Raw genomic sequence first — 17,796 nt, 5'->3', positions numbered from 1 at the left:
ATATATTCATTTTGCTATCTATTGGTTTATTTATCCTTTTGGTTTAAAAATCAAAGCCCCTAAAAACCCAAAAATAATCGCAGCAGAAATACCTGCACTCGTTACTTCAAATATTCCTGTAAGTACTCCAATAACCCCATTTCTCTTTGCTTCCATCAAAGCACCCTTTACAAGAGCATTGCCAAAGCTGCATATAGGTACAGAAGCTCCTGCTCCTGCAAATTTTATAAGTGGATCATAAAGCCCAAGTCCTCCAAGTATTGCTCCTACCACAACTAAAGTGCTTGTCGTATGGGCAGGCGTAAGCTTAAATACATCTAGCATAATTTGTCCAATTACACATATTCCTCCTCCCACAATAAAAGCCCAAATAAATTTTTCCAAAGTTTTTCACCCCTTCTCTATATCTCAATAGATACAGCATGAGCAATACAAGGAATGCTCTCTTTTTGCTGATAAGACATAGGAGACATCAAAGCACCCGTTGCTACAATCAAAATTCTTTTTAAATCCCCTTTTCTTAATCTATTTAAAAAATGTCCATAAGTAACTACTGCAGAACATCCACAGCCACTACCTCCTGCCATAACCTTCTGTTCTTCCTTATAGATCAACAATCCACAGTCTGTAAAAATTTCAGTTGGAATTTTCATTCCATTTTTTATGAGTAAATCTCCAGCAATCCTATGTCCAACCGCTCCGAGGTCTCCTGTAGCAATCAAATCATAATAATTTGGTTCAATATCTAAATCTCTAAAATGAGCTTCGATAGTGTCAACAGCTGCTGGAGCCATAGCAGCTCCCATGTTAAAAGGATCAGATATTCCCATATCTATCACCCTTCCAATTGTAGCTGAAACAACCTTCGGTCCTTCTCCACTTTTCCCTAATACTGCTGCACCTGCTCCTGTTACAGTCCACTGAGCTGTAGGAGGCTTTTGTGAACCATACTCTGTTGGATATCTAAACTGCTTTTCAGCTGATGCATTATGACTGCACGCTCCTGCTATAACATATTCTGCACAATTGCTATCTATCAGTAAAGATGCCAAAGATAACCCTTCCATAGAACTAGAACATGCACCAAAAATACCTAAATAAGGTACTCCTAAGGTACGTGCAGTAAAACTGCTTGATATTATTTGATTCATTAAATCTCCACTAATGAAAAATCCCATATCTTCCTTTTTCTTTCCTGCTTTTTCAATAGCTTTTTCACAAGCTTGTTCTAGCATCTTTTTTTCTGCTTTTTCAAAGCTATCTTGTCCTAACCACAAATCATCATGAAGGATGTCAAAATCATCTGCTAAATTTCCTTGTGCTTCAAATGGTCCTCCAACAGCAGCAGATGATAATATGACAGGTTTGGAAGAAAATACCCATGTCTGATGTCCTTTAAGCATCTATATTCCTCCTAACCATTTTATTGTAATTTTTATAAGTGCCACTACAAAGGCTGAAAAGACTCCATAAGTTATCACCGGTCCTGCAATTTTGAACATATTTCCTCCTACTCCTAATACATAGCCTTCACTCCTGTGTTCAATAGCAGAAGAAGCTATTGTATTGGCAAAGCCTGTAACTGGAATAATAGTTCCAGCACCAGCCCATTGGGCAATTTTATCATATACCCCCAAGCCTGTAAGTAATACTGTAGTCATAATCAAAACTGCTGTAGCTGGATTTCCTGCTGTTGTTTCTGTAAAATCAAAATATTTGATAAACAATAATTGAAGAGCCTGTCCAATTGTACAAATAATTCCACCAGCAATAAATGCTCTTAAAGTATTTCGAAAAACTTTTCTCTTTGGTTCTCTCATTTTCGCAAACTTCTGATATTCCTGTTGTATAGGTGTTAGTTTTTTATTTTTTTTACTAGACATATGCATCTCCTCTAATGTAATAAATATGGCTTTAGCTTTTTAATAGCTTCTTCATATATAGCTTTAGCATTTTTATCTTCTGTTTGTATAAAATACAACTGCATAGTACTTTTAATTCCCTTTAAATTAGCTAAAGTCTGTTTTACTTTTGAAGCTACTGTCAAGCTCATCCCTCATTTCATATTTCTTCTTATCTTATTTTTCCACTGTTTTCTTATATTCATTCACAAATTGTCATATAATCTCTTTTTATTTATTATGGCCTTTTCATTTCTTCTTCATCAAAATATGTTTATATTTTCTTATTTTTGTTAAATCTATTATTTATATAGATAAACAATATAAGCATTAACAAAGAAATATATAAAGATAAGTGAATGACTTCGATAACTTTTGTAAAAAAACTTACTGAAATTTCATAAAAAATACGTTAAGAACCTTCATTGTTTGAACGAAGTGAGTTTTGAAGGTTTAGTATTTTTTCATGGAATGAAGTTTTGTTTTTTCAAAAGTTATCTGGAATGAACTATCTTTTATATTTCATTTTGAAGTTGGATCCCTATAGATAAACAATATAAGCATTAACAAAGAAATATATAAAGATAAGTGAAGTTGTTTATCTATAGATTTTAAAATTAGGAGGTATATAATATATGCATATGATTCATACAGCTATTGAACTCATTGTTGGATTTATAGCACTATTTATAATCATGAAAATTTTAGGAAAAAGACAGCTTAGTCAAATCACTCCCTTTGATTTTATTTCTGCTCTTGTTTTAGGCGAACTATTAGGAAATGCAATATACGATAAAGAAACAGATATTCTTCACGTTCTATTTGCTATGTCTTTGTGGGGATTATTAATGTTTGTTATCGAGCTTATAACACAAAAGTTTATGAAAACTAGAGCTCTTTTAGAAGAAAATCCTTCCATTTTAATCCGTAAAGGAAAAATTGATCGAAATGAATTGAAAAAAAACAAACTAGATATAAATGAATTTTTAAATTTGCTCAGGCAAAAAGATGTTTTTTCCATACGTGAAATTGAATATGTTATCTTAGAATCAGATGGAAAAATTTCTATATTAAAAAAATCAGATTATACAACACCAACAAGAAAAGATTTAAACTTGCCAGCAAAGCCAGTCTATTTACCAATCACCTTAATAAGTGATGGCGTAGTTTTATGGGATAATGTAAGAGCTAGTGGATTTAATGAAAATTGGTTAAAAGCACAGCTCGAAGCTCAAAACATCAAAAAGTTTGAAGATGTTTTTTATGCAGAATGGCTTGAAGATGATGGATTATTTATACAACCATTTGAAAAAAAATAGAGCCCAGAAAATCTGGGCTTTTATAATACACTTCTTCCAGGAATAATCATATTGATAATCCCTATAGCAAATGCTGCTAAAATTGCTCCTAAAAATGTTACATTCACACCTCTAACAAGCGTTCCTGTTAAGTAAATAATTACTGCTGACACAACAAATCCTGTAATCCCTCTACCAAAAGGAGAAGCATCAAATCCAGTAAAGCTTTCTATTAAATAATCTATGATCCCAATAGCTATTGCAGCTAAAAGTAAAGGAATCCATCCAGCTATCGAAAAATATGGTGTTAAAAATGCAGCAACTGCTAATACAATCATTGATACTAAAATTCTTAATAGCATACCTCCTATACTAGTATTATTTCTTTCCTTTTTTTTCTCTTCCAATTACTTCACCTCCTATGTAGTATACATACAGTATTTGTTCTTAAAGGTATTTTTATGTATGCTTTTCTCAAACCCTTCAAGGAAGAGTTGATTTTGTAAAGAACGAAGAACCTCAATATAATCAACAGCAATAAAAAATCTCTACAAAAGCAATATCTATTTTTATTGAGTTTAATAATGATAATATGTAAAAGCTCATATTTTTTAAAAATATGAGCTTTTATATATTTATCATTTTTTTATTACTACGTCTTCTTTAAGCATTGGCCACATATTTGGATCCTCCATGCCAAGTCTCCAAAGTGCAAGTCCTTTTACACCTAATTCCCATACTTTTTTAGCCTTTTCATAAATACTATCTTTATTTTCAAACCATACTTCATGTTGATTTCCTTGTTCATCAACATAAGCAAAGGTTGGTGTTTGTGTCTTTTCATCAAAAATAATTTCCTTATTGTATTTATCTGCAAGCTTCATAGCCATATCATAAGTTACATAAGTGTTTTTCCCTGTAGTTAGATTAAAATCAAATCCAAATACAGAAACAGCACCTACAATTTTTTCCGCCATCATTTTACTCTTTGCATAATTTAATACTCTGTCCATCCATCCTATTGAAACAACAGGCCCTGGCCCACTTCCAGGCCATCCATGCTCATTATAAAGCATTACAACAAATTCATCTACTGCCTTTCCAATTATCTCATAATCAAATGGATCAGAGAAAGGATTAAATGGCTCATCACTTACTCTAGCAGGAATAGATCCTGATAGATAGTATCCTTTTTTTCTTAAGGCTTCTCCTAGTTCTGTATACAGCGCTGATAAATTTTTACTGTCTTCTAAATAAACATCTTCAATATCAATATTTACTCCATCAAAATCATATTTTTCAATAAGCTTGATAACATTTTGAATAAATGCTTGACGATTTTGCTTATTTGAAACTAAAGTTTTTACTACATCTTTTGAGGTTTTTGTTCCTCCATCTTTGTATAATAAATTATGCACAACAGGTAAAGCTTTAATATTCTGCCTATGAGCAATAGATACAATATCTTTTACATACTCATCTGTAAAATCCCCAAATTTTACAATTTCTGTTGGATTATTCTTATTAATTTGAAATAAGAAAAGCCCTGTTTCCGATATAGCAAATGTATTCTTCACAAAAGAATCATAAGAACTAGGTAATGTAGGTCCTTCTTCTAGCGTATAAAACCCTAAATTCCCTATTATTGGTCTTTCTCCGTCATGTATATATACCTTTACCAAATCTTTTCGAATCCATCCTTTATTATTATCAAACAACTTCACTTTTTTCCAATCCTTCCAAGCTCCTACTTCAGGAAGACGTGCATTTCTATTCATTTGTGCTATTATTGGATAATAAGTACCAGGTCCTTTGCGAATGTTTGCAACATCCACATTGACAATTACCTCCGTATATAGAGGAATTTTAAGACGTTGACCAGGTATTAATTCCGTACTAGTTAATCCATTTAATTTCATAATATCCTCTATTGTTGTATTAAATCTTCTAGCAATATTGTATAGCGTATCTCCAGTTTGAACAGTATAAATAATACTTGAACTACTCCGCATATATTCACCCCCTTATTAAAAGTTGTTTATCTATATTATCTTATTCATTTGCCAAAAAAATAGTTATTCATTTTTTATTTTCTCATGACATTATTTTATGATTTTTATAAAAAACTGACTTCAACGAAAAACTTCTATTAAATTAATGCTTCTCTTATCAATCTTCCCATTTCCTTTGTACCAATTACTTCTGCTCCTTCACTAGCAATATCCCTTGTTCTATAATTTTGATCTAGTACTTTTTTTACAGCTTTTTCTATACTATAAGCTTCCTTTTCTAAATCAAAGGAATATCTAAGCATCATAGCCGCAGAAAGAATTGTAGCAATAGGATTTGCCAAATCTTTTCCTGCAATATCTGGTGCTGAGCCATGTACTGGTTCATACATACCTATATTGCCTCCTAAGCTTGCAGACGGTAGCATTCCTATAGAACCTGTAATCATACTTGCTTCATCAGATAAAATATCTCCAAACATATTTGTTGTAACAATAACATCAAACTGCTTTGGATTTCTTATAAGCTGCATAGCTGCATTATCTACATACATATGATTTAATGTTACTTCAGGATAATCTACAGCTACCTCTTTAACCACCCTTCTCCAAAGTCTAGAGCTTTCTAATATGTTTGCTTTATCTACACTTGTTACTTTCTTATCTCTCTTCATTGCAATTTCAAAAGCATCCTTTGCAATTCTTCTTACTTCTTCTTCACTATATATTTCTACATCATAGCCTGATTTTCCAAAATTTGTATTCTTCTGTCCCTTTTCTCCAAAATAAATTCCACCTGTAAGCTCACGAACTACGCAAATATCAAGACCATCTCCTATAATTTCGGACTTCAAAGGACAAGCATCCTTTAATTGCTCAAAGAGTATTGCCGGACGAAGATTTGCATAAAGTCCTAAAGATTTTCTAAGTCCTAACAAAGCTTGTTCAGGTCTTTTATTGCCAGGAAGACTATCCCACTTCTCTCCCCCTACAGCACCAAGTAATACTGCATCACTGCTTTTACAAACCTTTAAAGTTTTTTCTGGAAGGGGTTCTCCACATGCATCAATAGCACAGCCTCCTGCTAAAGCTTCAGTAAAATTAAATTTGTGTCGATAAAGCTCACCTATTTTTTCAAGCACCAAAATAGTCTCCCTTACTACTTCAGGTCCTATTCCATCTCCAGGAATTACTGCTATATTATATTTCATTATTATTGCCTCCAATCTGTTAGTATATGTTCTAATCAATCATGTTCTCACTAACATAATTCACAAGCCCATCCTTTGCAATAATCTCTTGTATAAATGGTGGGAAAGGCTCTGCCTTATAAGTCTCATTCTTTGTTACATTAAAAATAACACCTGTTTCAAAATCTATTTCTACTTCATCTCCTAAATCAATTCCTTTTACTGCCTCTTCACACTCAAGGATTGGTAGCCCTATATTGAATGCATTGCGGTAAAATATTCTTGCAAAGGTAGCTGCAATAACACATGATACGCCACTAGCCTTAATCGCTATTGGAGCATGCTCTCTAGAAGAACCGCAGCCAAAATTTTTGTTGGCTACAATAACATCATCTTTTTTCACTTTTTCTGCAAAATCCCTATCAATATCCTCCATACAATGCTTTGCAAGCTCACTTGGATCTGATGTATTCAAATATCTTGCTGGAATAATAACATCTGTATCTACATTGTCACCATATTTAAAAGCTACTCCTCTTTTTTTCATATTTTTTCCTCCTATTCTAAATTCTCAGGGTTTGCAATTTTCCCTACCACAGCTGAAGCTGCTGCAACTGCTGGACTTGATAGATAAACTTCTGATTCTGGATGTCCCATTCTTCCTACAAAATTACGGTTCGTTGTAGCAATTGCCCTCTCTCCCTTTGCAAGGATTCCCATATGACCTCCAAGACATGGTCCACAGGTTGGTGTACTAAAAGCAGCTCCTGCTTTTACAAAAATTTCAGCTAATCCTTCTTGTATAGCCTGTAGATAAATTTTTTGTGTTCCAGGGAATATAATAGTTCTAACCCCTTTAGCAACCTTTCTACCCTTTAAAATTTCAGCTGTTACTCTTAAATCTTCTATTCTACCATTTGTACAAGAACCAATCACCACCTGATCTATCTTTACATCTCCTACTTCATCAATAGTTCTTGTATTATCTGGTAAATGTGGAAATGCTACTGTTGGTCTTATATTACTTAAATCTATTTCATAAGTCATCTCGTACTCTGCATCTTCATCTGGTTCATAAACTTTATACTCCTTTTGACTATGCTCTTTCATATATGCTATAGTTTTTTCATCTACCATGAAAATCCCATTTTTTCCTCCTGCTTCTATCGCCATATTTGCCATAGTAAAGCGATCATCCATAGATAAATATTTTAATCCCTCTCCCATAAACTCCATAGATTTGTAAAGAGCTCCATCTACACCAATCATACCTATAATATGAAGAATTACATCTTTTCCACTTACCCATTTTTGCAGTTTTCCTTTTAATTCAAATTTTAAAGCACTCGGTACTTTAAACCAACATTTTCCTCTTGCCATTCCCGCTGCCATGTCTGTGCTTCCAATCCCTGTTGAAAAAGCTCCTAATGCCCCATAAGTACACGTGTGAGAATCAGCTCCTATTACTACATCTCCTGCTACAACCAATCCTTTTTCTGGTAAAAGTGCATGCTCAATTCCCATCTCTCCTATTTCAAAATAATTTTCAATTTCCTTTTCATATGCAAATTCACGAATCATTTTACATTGCTCTGCTGCTTTAATATCCTTATTGGGTGTAAAATGATCTGGTACAATCACTACTTTCTTTTTATCAAAAACTTCCTTTGCACCCATTTTTCTAAATTCTTTTATGGCAACAGGTGTTGTAATATCATTTCCCAGTACAATATCTAAATCAGCTTCAATAAATTGTCCCGGTTTTACATAATCAAGTCCTGCATGTGCTGCTAATATTTTTTGCGTCATAGTCATTCCCATAATATATTCCTCCTAGCTTTCTGAATCTTTTATAAGCTTATATTCAATAGAATCTATTAGTGCAATCATACTTGCTTCAATAATATTTGTAGATACACCTACTGTGCTCCACACTTCTTTCCCATCAGTAGATTCAATCAACACTCTTACCTTTGCTGCTGTTGCATCCTCAGCATTTAATACTCTCACCTTATAGTCTGTTAAATGCACAGCTTTTAAGCTTGGATAAAATACTTCAAGTGCTTTTCTTAATGCTTTATCTAATGCATTTACAGGTCCATTTCCTTCTGTAGCAGTTATCTCTTCTTTTTGATCTACCATTACCTTAATTAATGCAGAAGAACTTCCTTCTCTATTATTGAAAGGCTCTTCCTCAATAACTTTGTAATATTTTAATTCAAAAAATGGTTTGTATTTTCCCAAGTGCTTTCTAATAATCAGCTCAAATGAACTTTCTGCTCCTTCAAATTGATACCCCATATGTTCAAGTCTTTTTAGCTTATCTATAATTTCTTGTGTTTTTGGCGAATTTTTACTAATCCTTGTATCAAGCTTTTGAAGCATCGGAAGGATCGTAGTCTTTCCTGAAACTTCTGACATTAGAAATCTTCTTCTATTGCCAACAAGCTCTGGATTCATATGTTCAAAAGAATGTGCTTCTTTATTTACCCCATCAATATGCATTCCACCCTTATGAGCAAAAGCGCTATTCCCTACATAAGGCATACTGCCATCTAAAGGAACATTTATAATTTCAGCAATATATCTTGCACTAGATGTAAGCTTTTTTAAATGCTTATCAGGTATACAATAAAGACCTTTCTTCATTTGTATATTTGGAATCAATGTGGAAAGATTTGCATTACCACATCGCTCCCCAATACCAATAAAGGTTCCTTGCACTTGAACAGCCCCTGCTTCTACTGCCATAATAGAATTTGCAACAGCCATACCACAATCATTATGACAATGAATCCCTACTTCCACCGAAAAAGCTTCAACTACTTTTTTTGTAGCTGCATACACCTCGTTTGGAAAAGCACCCCCATTTGTATCACATAATACTAAACTATCAGCACCTCCAGCTACTGCTGCTCTTAAAACATCAAAAGCATATTCTGGGTTTTCTTTGTAACCATCAAAAAAATGTTCTGCATCAAAAATAACTTCTTTTCCTCTATCCTTCAAAAATCGAATAGTCTCTTTTATCATTTTCAAATTTTCTTCTAGAGAAGTTTTTATAATCTTTGTTACATGAAAATCCCATGCTTTTCCAAATATAGCTACTACCTCTGTATTTGCTGTAAGTAGTGATTTCACATTTTCATCATTTGAAACCTTAATTCCCTTTCTTCTAGTACTTCCAAAAGCCACTAGCTTTGAATTTTTAAGATTGATTTTCTCTATCTTATTGAAAAATTCCAAATCCTTAAAATTAGATCCTGGATTACCAGCTTCAACATAACTTACACCTAATTGATCTAAAGCTTTTACTATTTTGATCTTATCTTCCACAGAAAAGGAAACGCCTCCACCTTGAGCTCCATCTCTTAAGGTTGAATCAAATATTTTTACTTTTTTCTCCATTTTATACCTCCTCTCACCTATATTTGGTTGCAAAAAATGCCCCTGAAGTTTATTCAGGGACTCTTGAGATATTTTTACATCCTTTTCTCTATTTGCCCATTCGTATATAAATTTTTCCATAGCAAATTATTCTAAAATCATCTGATTAATAGGTGCTCCAGGTGGAACCATAGGAAATACACAATCGTCCTTTGACAATATACATTCAATCACTGTGCCTTTTCCTGATTTCACAGCATGTCTTAAAGCTTCCTCTAGATCAAATAAATTATCCACTCTATCTCCTCTTAATCCATAAGCTTCTACCAATTTTATATAATCTACTTCCTGCGTCATATCTGTTTCTGCATATCGCCTATTGCAAAACATTTTCTGCCACTGTCTGACCATTCCTAATGTTTGATTATTAAAAAGCAATGTAATTATAGGCAGCTTATATTTTGCTACTGTGGCAAGCTCATTGCAGTTCATTCTAAAGCTTCCATCTCCTGCTATATGAAGTATCCTTTTATCAGGATTACCCACTTGTGCACCAATAGCTGCTCCTAGTCCATAACCCATAGTACCTAATCCACCAGATGAGATAAAGGTTCTTGGTTTTTTAAATGGAAAATGCTGTGCTGTCCACATCTGATGCTGCCCTACTTCAGTAGTAACAATCGTTTCATCTCCCAATACCTTATAGGCACAAGCTAAAATATTTTCAGCACGAAATCCTTCTAGTTTTTTCTTTACTTTAAAGCCTTCAATTTCTTCAAGCCATTTATTTCTATCTCTGTGAATAAGTAAATCTACAATATCAGATAAAACCTTTTTTACATCCCCTAAAATCCACAAATCAACATCTTTGTTTTTCCCTATTTCTGATGCATCAATATCTATATGAATAACCTTCGCCTTTGGTCCAAATTCTTCTGCAATTCCGATAACGCGATCACTAAATCTAGCACCAATTGCAATTATTAAATCACTACCGCAAACAGCTAAATTTGCTTCTCTCTTACCATGCATTCCTACAAGTCCTAAAGATAACTCATGATCTCTTGGAAAACTCCCTAGTCCCATTAATGTATTCACAACAGGAATATTTGCCTTAGTAGATAATTTATACAACTCTTTAGATGCCTCAGATAAAATAATCCCTCCACCTGCATATATGACAGGCTTTGATGCATTATTTATAATATCTGCCGCTTTAATTATATCCTTATTTTCAACAATACATGATCTAATATTTTCATTAAGTACTTCTTTTTTTACATAATATGCTTTTTCTAAAAATACATTTTTAGGAATATCAACAAGCACTGGTCCTGGTCTATCACTTTTAGCAATTTTAAAGGCCTCCCTGATTATATCTGCTAATTTTTCAACATCCTTTACAAAATAATTATGCTTCGTAATAGGTAATGTAATACCTGTAATATCTACTTCTTGAAATGAATCTTTTCCCAAAAGGTTGGCAGGCACTTGCCCTGTTATGACTACTAGTGGCACGCTATCCATATATGCAGTTGCAATGCCTGTTACTGTATTTGTAGCTCCAGGGCCTGATGTTGCAAAGCAAACACCTACCTTACCTGTGCTTCTTGCATATCCATCGGCTGCATGACTCGCTCCTTGTTCATGACAAGTAAGTATATGTTCAAAATAATCCTTTTTGTCATATAAAGCATCATATAAAGGAATCACAGCTCCCCCTGGATATCCAAATATTTTATCTATATCTTGTTCCTTTAGACATTCTAGTATAATTTCTGCCCCAGTAAGTTTCATAACTTATGCCTACCTCCCTATCCTTATAAACTTATTTTTTTAGCCAAGACATCATTGCTCTTAAATTTTTTCCAACCTCTACTATTGGATGCTCAAGTTCTGCTTTTTTCATGGCAGTAAATACTGGTCTATTGGCCATATTTTCTGTAATCCAATTCTTTGCAAAATTTCCTGTTTGAATTTCTTTTAATACCTTTTTCATTTCGTTTCTTGTTTCTTCATTTATAATTCTTCTACCAACCATATAATCTCCATATTCTGCTGTATCACTAACACTATAACGCATGTTTTCAAATCCACCTTCGTATAATAAGTCAACAATCAATTTCATTTCATGAAGACATTCAAAATATGCAATTTCTGGTTGGTATCCAGCTTCTACCAATGTATCAAAGCCTGCTTTAATAAGCTCTGTAACTCCACCACAAAGTACTGCTTGCTCTCCAAATAAATCTGTTTCTGTTTCTTCTTTAAAGGTAGTTTCTAAAACACCTGCTCTTGTTGCTCCTATTCCTTTAGCATAAGCTAATGCTAAATCTCTGCATTTTCCTGTATAATCTTGATATACTGCAAACAATGCTGGAACCCCTGCACCTTCTTCATATACTCTTCTTACTAAATGTCCAGGCCCTTTTGGTGCAACCATAAAAACATCTACATTTTTAGGAGGTACAATTTGATTAAAGTGTATATTGAATCCATGAGCAAATGCTAATGCATCTCCTTCATTAAGATAAGGCTGTACTTCTTCTTTATAAAGCTTTGCCTGCTTTTCGTCAGGTACAAGCATCATTACTACATTACTAGCATTTACAGCCTCAGCTACTGTCATCACTTCAAGTCCACTTTCCTTTACTTTTTCCCAAGACTTACTTCCTTTATAAAGACCAACAACTACATCTACTCCACTTTCTTTTAAATTCAGTGCATGAGCATGACCTTGACTACCAAAGCCTATAACTGATACTTTTTTCCCCTGAAATAATTCTAATGCTGCATCCTTTTCATAATACATTTTTGCCATTTTTCATCTCTCCCTTTATCTTCTTTTTCTTTATATTTTATAAATATTTAAAAATATTTACATTACCTTATATAAGCTAAGTTCTTTTTTCATATTTTCATCTACCGCTTTTACATTATAAACATCAATGATTTTTTCCATTGAACGCATAACTCTTTCAATACTTTTAACTTCTTCTTTTGTTGTAATCATCAAATGTGCAAGTGTCGGATTTTCTGCTTCTACCATGCTAATACTCTTTATGTGAAATTCTCTTCTTCTCAAAAGACCAAGAATACGCATCAATACCTCTGGTTGATTATTCACCTCTGCAAACAAAACACGATTCATATTATCGCCTCCTTATTTTTTTGAATATTCTGTATTTTTTTCTTATACAACAAGCTTATTTTGTACTTGACTTTACTTAAAGAATATATAAAAATCTCCCATCCCTAAGATACAAATACTTATATCCTAGGGACGAGAGATTTTCCCGTGGTACCACCCTAATTTACAATTCATTCGCATGAATTGACTCTTCAGGTCCAAAGACAAAGCTTTTAACCCTAGCCATATAACGGTGGCACTTCTACAATCTGTAGAATCCCGGCCTCACCTACTCCAAAATTTGTTTCGGCTAAGCAGTTCAGGAGTGATTATTATATACTACTTTGATACTAACTCTCAGCAAACGTCAGCTCTCTGTAATCAAAGAACAAGTATTTTTCTCTCCGTCATAACTATTAAAATATTCTGTTAAATGGATTAAACATATTGTACTATCAAATTTATCCTTCGTCAATACTTTTTTTTAAATTTTTTTATTTTTTTTATATAGGTAAACAACATCAAAATGAAATATAAAAGATAGTTCATTCCAGATAACTTTTGAAAAAACAAAACTTCATTCCATGAAAAAATACTAAACCTTCAAAACTCACTTCGTTCAAACAATGAAGGTTCTTAACGTATTTTTTATGAAATTTCAGTAAGTTTTTTTACAAAAGTTATCGAAGTCATTCACTTATCTTTATATATTTCTTTTTTTATGTTGAAGTTGGATCCCTATAAATAAACAATATTAAAACCTAATTAAAAAGAACTGGGTTTTTTCCCAATTCTTCTATTTAAATACTATATTGATTACATAACCGTTTTTTATACCAATTTAAGGTTTTCTTTAGACCTTCTTCAAGAGTTATAATAGGAAAATAATCTAATATTTGCTCTGCTATAGACAAATCAGGACTTCTTCTAGGAATATCCTCATAACTAAGTCCATAAAATTCTTCATAAGGTTGAAAAATAATCTTTCCTTTAATTTCTGATATTTCCAAAATATTATGCGCTAAATTTAAAATAGATATTTCACGATGATTCCCTAAATTAAAAATTTTCCCTTCTGCCTCAGAACGCTTGCCTGCTTCAATTGTTCCTTTTATAATATCATCTATATAGGTAAAACAACGGGTTTGGCTTCCATCAGCATGTACAGTTAATGGTTTACCCATAAGAGCCTGATAAATAAATCTAGTAATAACACCACCATAAGGTGAAGTATCAGCACGAGGTCCATATGCATTAAAATAGCGAAGAATTACTATAGGAAGACCTCGTTTAGCATACCCTAAGCATAGATGTTCATCTGCAGTTTTTGATACAGCATAACACCACCGATTCGTAGTAGAAGGACCATAAACTCTGTTTCCTTCCACTTTAAAAGGAATATCTTCACTTTTACCATATATTTCAGATGTAGAAGTAAATACAACTTTCTTTCCTAATTTCCATGCTATCTCCAACAATTTAGATGTGTAGCATACATTTACATTTATTACTTTTACTGGATCTTCCACATATCGCTTTACCCCCACAATAGCAGCTAAATGATAAATTATATCAACTTTTTTAATAAGCTCAGATAATAAATTCTCATTAGATATACAGCCTACTTTAAAATGAAAGCAAGCATTTTCGTTAAGATGATCTAAATTCTCCTTTTTTCCTGTACTCAAGTCATCTAATCCCCATACTTCATTTCCCTGTTCTAGTAAAGTCGTACAAAGATGAGAACCAACAAAACCAGCTGCACCTGTAACTAAACATTTCATATTCCCACCCCTATATAATGAATATTTTTTGCTTTCATATCCTCTACCTCAAATAAATTTCTACCATCAATAATAAGTGGATTTATCATAGCTTCTTTTACCTTATCAATATCTAATTTTTTATATTCTTCCCATGCTGTCAATATGAGAATAGCATCTTTACCCTTTGCGGCTTCTAATGGTGATTCTACCCACTCAACATTTGACAATTCTTCTTTAGAAATTCCACCATCTTCAGGCTTTTTTACACAAGGATCAGTAACAGTTACAATTCCCCCCTGAGCTATAATATTTTTCACAATTTCTAAGCTATGAGATCGTCTCACATCATCTGTATTTTCCTTAAAAGCCATACCTAAAACACCTATTTTTTTGCCTTTTAGAGTTCCTAATTGTTCTTCCAATTTTTCTATTATTCTTTGCCGTTGTCTTTCATTTACTTGTAAAACTGACTCTAATATACTAGCTTTTTCTTGTTTTTTTTGAAATTGATATATCAAAGATTTCAAATCTTTTTCAAGACATGGACCACTAAAACCCACCCCTGCTTCTAAAAAATGAGGATTTATTCTTGGATCTAGCCCAATACCCTTACTGATAATTCTAATATCTGCTCCTGCTTTTTCAGATAAAAATGATATTTCATTAATAAAAGAAATTTTAGTAGCTAAAAAAGCATTACTTACAAGCTTAATCATTTCAGCATTTTCCCAACTAGTCAAAAGTACTGGAACTCCTTGTGGTTGATATAATTTTGAAACTTCTTTACCAATTTGCTCTATCTCACTCCCCACAATAATCCTTGTTGGATTCCAAAAATCTTTTATACCAGAACCTTCCTTTAAAAATTCAGGATTTGAAACAATCGTAATCCTCTCTGAAAGTCCTTTATTCTTTAAATTATCAGTTAATTTACGACATGTTCCTACAGAAACTGTACTTTTTATTACCACAATACAATGACTATCTCTATTTTCAGCCACTTGTTCTACTGCTGAATATACCTGAGATAAATCCGCCTCACCATTTGGAAAAGAAGGTGTTCCTACGCATATAAAAATAATATCTGCTCTCTTTAGATCTTTTATATTAGAAGTAAACTTAAGTAAATTTTTATTTATAGTTTCCATTATCAATTCTGCTAAGCCTTCTTCATAAAAAGGCATTTTCCCCTTTAATATACCTTCTATCTTCATCTTATCTATATCATAAGCAATAGTTTTGTATCCAATTTTAGCCAAACATACAGCTTGAATAAGCCCAATATGTCCAAGACCTCCAACTACTCCGATCTTCAATATTTCCCCCTCCTACTATTTAGTATCTATAAACATAAAAACAAATTATTTCAAAAATTATACAAGCAAAACACATTCGTATTTAACTTTAAACCTCTTCTTTTTAAATCATCCATAATTTTGTCTTTTCCACGTCCATCTAGAACAATAATTGCATCAATTTTCCCTTCCTTTAAACACCTGCTAATATAAGGAACTTGCCAACGCTCATGTATAAAAGCTTCTACTTTCAAGCCACTGTTAGGAGCAATATACTCTTTATAGTTTTCACATCCTTTTTTTGATCCTATTACCATAACCTTTGGCATATAGTTTTTATTTCTTCTAAAAAGCCTATAAATTGCTCTCGATGAAGCAATTTGTATTTCTTTAAGAGTTTCTCTTGCATTTTTATTAGATAAAGATTCATTATGCATACGATATTGCACTAAAACTTTTGGTACATTTTCAATTTCACCTTTTTCTAATAACCTAAGCCATAAATCATAATCATAAACAATTTTAAAATCCGTATTATATCCCCCTACATCAAAAAAACTATCTTTAGAAAACATTACCGAACTATGAGTAAGAGGACATCCATAATAAATATTTTTTCTAATTTCTTCTCTCGATCTAAAAAAATTTCTTTTTTGAGCAATACTTTTTAAATTATACTCTGAAATATTATCTCTTCCACTTATACATTCAATAAAAGATCCTACTCCTACTAATAAAGGATGTTCAAGAACATATTTTACCTGTTCCTCTATTCTAGTTGGATAACTATTATCATCTGCATCTTGTATTGCAATCCACGATCCATTCGCTTCCTTAATGCCTATATTTAGTGCATTAGCAGCACCTCTATTATCCTTTAAATGAATAACCCTTACTCTATTATCAGTTATCTGATCTAATATATCCTTTGTTGTATCAGTAGAACCGTCATTTACAATTATTATTTCAATATTTTTATATGTCTGAGATAACATACTATCTAAAGCCTCTTTTAAATATATCTCACCATTATGAACAGCCATAACCATAGATACAAGCATTTTTTTAGTATTCCTCGCCTTCCAATTCCTTAATATTTTTTCATAATTAAAATTTTCTCCATCAATAAGTTTATCTAATGCATGACCAAAATCTATTACAACTTTATTTGTTTTTTTAGCTAATCTAGGAGCAAGAATAGTTGCTGGAATTCCCGCAGAAAGCAAAGCAATATCCCAATCTGTTCTCTTATATAATTCATCATAAACAATTTCTATTTCCTCATAGCCTTCCAAAATAGTAGTATAAACTACATGAATACCTTGAGCTTCAAAAATATGATAAGCCTCAGCTGCTCTTCGACCAACTAATGCAATTTTTTTGTCTTTTAAACATCTCCAAAATCTATCATTTTTTATCATTTCATGGGTAATAAAAGCTGAACAAACATGTTTTGGTCTAAAATCTAAATACTTTATAAATTCTAAGGTTAGCTTAGCAGCTTCTTGATCCTCCATAGCTTTACCACATAATGTATGAAAGCCTACAATATCCGTAGCCTTTAATGCTTTGATTAAAGCTTCTTTAATTGTTGCTATAGATGCTGTTGCACCTGCATAAGAACTATTTGGCTCAAAAAATTTTGTCCAATTGGGAAATTGTAGCCATCCCATATAAGCTATTTCTCCATGCCCAAAACGACTAATAGAAAGAGGCTTATGCTTTTTTATAGCTTCATCTATAAAATCCAATACTTGATCAATATCCATTATTGCTTGTTCATAGTCATAAATATTATTGTTCTTCATACATTAACCTCC

Annotated in this window: 17 protein-coding genes and 1 other annotated feature; of the genes, 1 reads left to right on the top strand and 16 read right to left on the bottom strand. The window is 32.6% G+C overall.

All coding sequences use genetic code 11. From position 1 onward, the window contains the following. Positions 1 to 30: 30 nt before the first annotated feature. The 4 genes from spoVAE to KVH43_RS08395 are packed head-to-tail and all read right to left on the bottom strand — an operon-like array spanning position 31 to position 2,047. Positions 31 to 384: a stage V sporulation protein AE gene (gene spoVAE, locus KVH43_RS08410; protein WP_218282108.1), complete on the bottom strand. Its 354-nt coding sequence runs from the start codon at positions 382 to 384 to the stop codon at positions 31 to 33. Positions 385 to 401: 17 nt separating this feature from the next. Next, positions 402 to 1,403 (bottom strand): stage V sporulation protein AD, encoded by a 1,002-nt coding sequence (spoVAD, locus tag KVH43_RS08405; protein ID WP_218282107.1) that lies wholly within the window; start codon positions 1,401 to 1,403, stop codon positions 402 to 404. Then, the gene (spoVAC, locus tag KVH43_RS08400) at positions 1,404 to 1,883 is read right to left on the bottom strand and encodes a stage V sporulation protein AC (protein WP_218282106.1); all 480 of its coding nucleotides are present in this window, start codon (positions 1,881 to 1,883) and stop codon (positions 1,404 to 1,406) included. Between the two features lie 11 nt (positions 1,884 to 1,894). Beyond that, positions 1,895 to 2,047 (bottom strand): DUF1657 domain-containing protein, encoded by a 153-nt coding sequence (locus tag KVH43_RS08395; protein ID WP_218282105.1) that lies wholly within the window; start codon positions 2,045 to 2,047, stop codon positions 1,895 to 1,897. Between the two features lie 489 nt (positions 2,048 to 2,536). On the opposite strand from KVH43_RS08395, the gene KVH43_RS08390 reads away from it, so the two are divergent. Then, positions 2,537 to 3,220: a DUF421 domain-containing protein gene (locus KVH43_RS08390; protein ID WP_218282104.1), complete on the top strand. Its 684-nt coding sequence runs from the start codon at positions 2,537 to 2,539 to the stop codon at positions 3,218 to 3,220. Between the two features lie 20 nt (positions 3,221 to 3,240). Here the strand turns inward: KVH43_RS08390 and KVH43_RS08385 are convergent, their stop codons facing one another. The 12 genes from KVH43_RS08385 to KVH43_RS08330 all read right to left on the bottom strand — a co-directional run bounded on the left by KVH43_RS08385 (position 3,241) and on the right by KVH43_RS08330 (position 17,784). Next, a complete protein-coding gene (locus KVH43_RS08385; protein WP_218282103.1) occupies positions 3,241 to 3,606 on the bottom strand; it encodes a phage holin family protein in 366 nt (121 codons plus the stop codon). 231 nt (positions 3,607 to 3,837) lie between these two features. After that, positions 3,838 to 5,211, bottom strand: coding sequence for a glycosyl hydrolase family 18 protein (locus KVH43_RS08380; RefSeq protein ID WP_218282102.1), 1,374 nt, complete (start codon positions 5,209 to 5,211; stop codon positions 3,838 to 3,840). A gap of 137 nt (positions 5,212 to 5,348) precedes the next feature. Further along, the gene (gene leuB / locus KVH43_RS08375; protein ID WP_218282101.1) at positions 5,349 to 6,419 is read right to left on the bottom strand and encodes a 3-isopropylmalate dehydrogenase; all 1,071 of its coding nucleotides are present in this window, start codon (positions 6,417 to 6,419) and stop codon (positions 5,349 to 5,351) included. A 31-nt stretch (positions 6,420 to 6,450) separates the two neighbouring features. Next, positions 6,451 to 6,945: a 3-isopropylmalate dehydratase small subunit gene (leuD, locus tag KVH43_RS08370; protein ID WP_218282100.1), complete on the bottom strand. Its 495-nt coding sequence runs from the start codon at positions 6,943 to 6,945 to the stop codon at positions 6,451 to 6,453. Positions 6,946 to 6,956: 11 nt separating this feature from the next. Continuing rightward, entirely contained in the window at positions 6,957 to 8,219 is a 1,263-nt protein-coding gene (gene leuC / locus KVH43_RS08365) for a 3-isopropylmalate dehydratase large subunit (protein WP_218282099.1), read from the bottom strand. Positions 8,220 to 8,231: 12 nt separating this feature from the next. Beyond that, a complete protein-coding gene (cimA, locus tag KVH43_RS08360) occupies positions 8,232 to 9,806 on the bottom strand; it encodes a citramalate synthase (RefSeq protein WP_218282098.1) in 1,575 nt (524 codons plus the stop codon). A gap of 126 nt (positions 9,807 to 9,932) precedes the next feature. Then, positions 9,933 to 11,582: a biosynthetic-type acetolactate synthase large subunit gene (gene ilvB / locus KVH43_RS08355; RefSeq protein WP_218282097.1), complete on the bottom strand. Its 1,650-nt coding sequence runs from the start codon at positions 11,580 to 11,582 to the stop codon at positions 9,933 to 9,935. Positions 11,583 to 11,613: 31 nt separating this feature from the next. Further along, a complete protein-coding gene (ilvC, locus tag KVH43_RS08350) occupies positions 11,614 to 12,606 on the bottom strand; it encodes a ketol-acid reductoisomerase (RefSeq protein ID WP_218282096.1) in 993 nt (330 codons plus the stop codon). A gap of 57 nt (positions 12,607 to 12,663) precedes the next feature. Further along, positions 12,664 to 12,936, bottom strand: a complete 273-nt coding sequence (gene ilvN / locus KVH43_RS08345) for an acetolactate synthase small subunit (protein WP_218282095.1) — start codon at positions 12,934 to 12,936, stop codon at positions 12,664 to 12,666. 125 nt (positions 12,937 to 13,061) lie between these two features. Further along, positions 13,062 to 13,335, bottom strand: a binding site (T-box leader). 380 nt (positions 13,336 to 13,715) lie between these two features. Next, positions 13,716 to 14,699: an NAD-dependent epimerase/dehydratase family protein gene (locus KVH43_RS08340; RefSeq protein ID WP_218282094.1), complete on the bottom strand. Its 984-nt coding sequence runs from the start codon at positions 14,697 to 14,699 to the stop codon at positions 13,716 to 13,718. After that, the gene (locus KVH43_RS08335; protein ID WP_255547716.1) at positions 14,696 to 15,997 is read right to left on the bottom strand and encodes a UDP-glucose dehydrogenase family protein; all 1,302 of its coding nucleotides are present in this window, start codon (positions 15,995 to 15,997) and stop codon (positions 14,696 to 14,698) included. The genes KVH43_RS08340 and KVH43_RS08335 overlap by 4 nt, the downstream gene beginning before the upstream one ends. 50 nt (positions 15,998 to 16,047) lie before the next feature. Beyond that, entirely contained in the window at positions 16,048 to 17,784 is a 1,737-nt protein-coding gene (locus KVH43_RS08330; RefSeq protein ID WP_218282093.1) for a GT-D fold domain-containing protein, read from the bottom strand. Positions 17,785 to 17,796 lie beyond the last annotated feature (12 nt).

Origin of the sequence: Crassaminicella indica, assembly GCF_019203185.1 — a bacterium.
Taxonomy (GTDB): Bacteria; Bacillota; Clostridia; order Peptostreptococcales; family Thermotaleaceae; genus Crassaminicella; species Crassaminicella indica.
The sequence above is the reverse complement of the archived record's forward strand: the minus strand, read 5'-3'. Positions and strand labels throughout refer to the sequence as shown.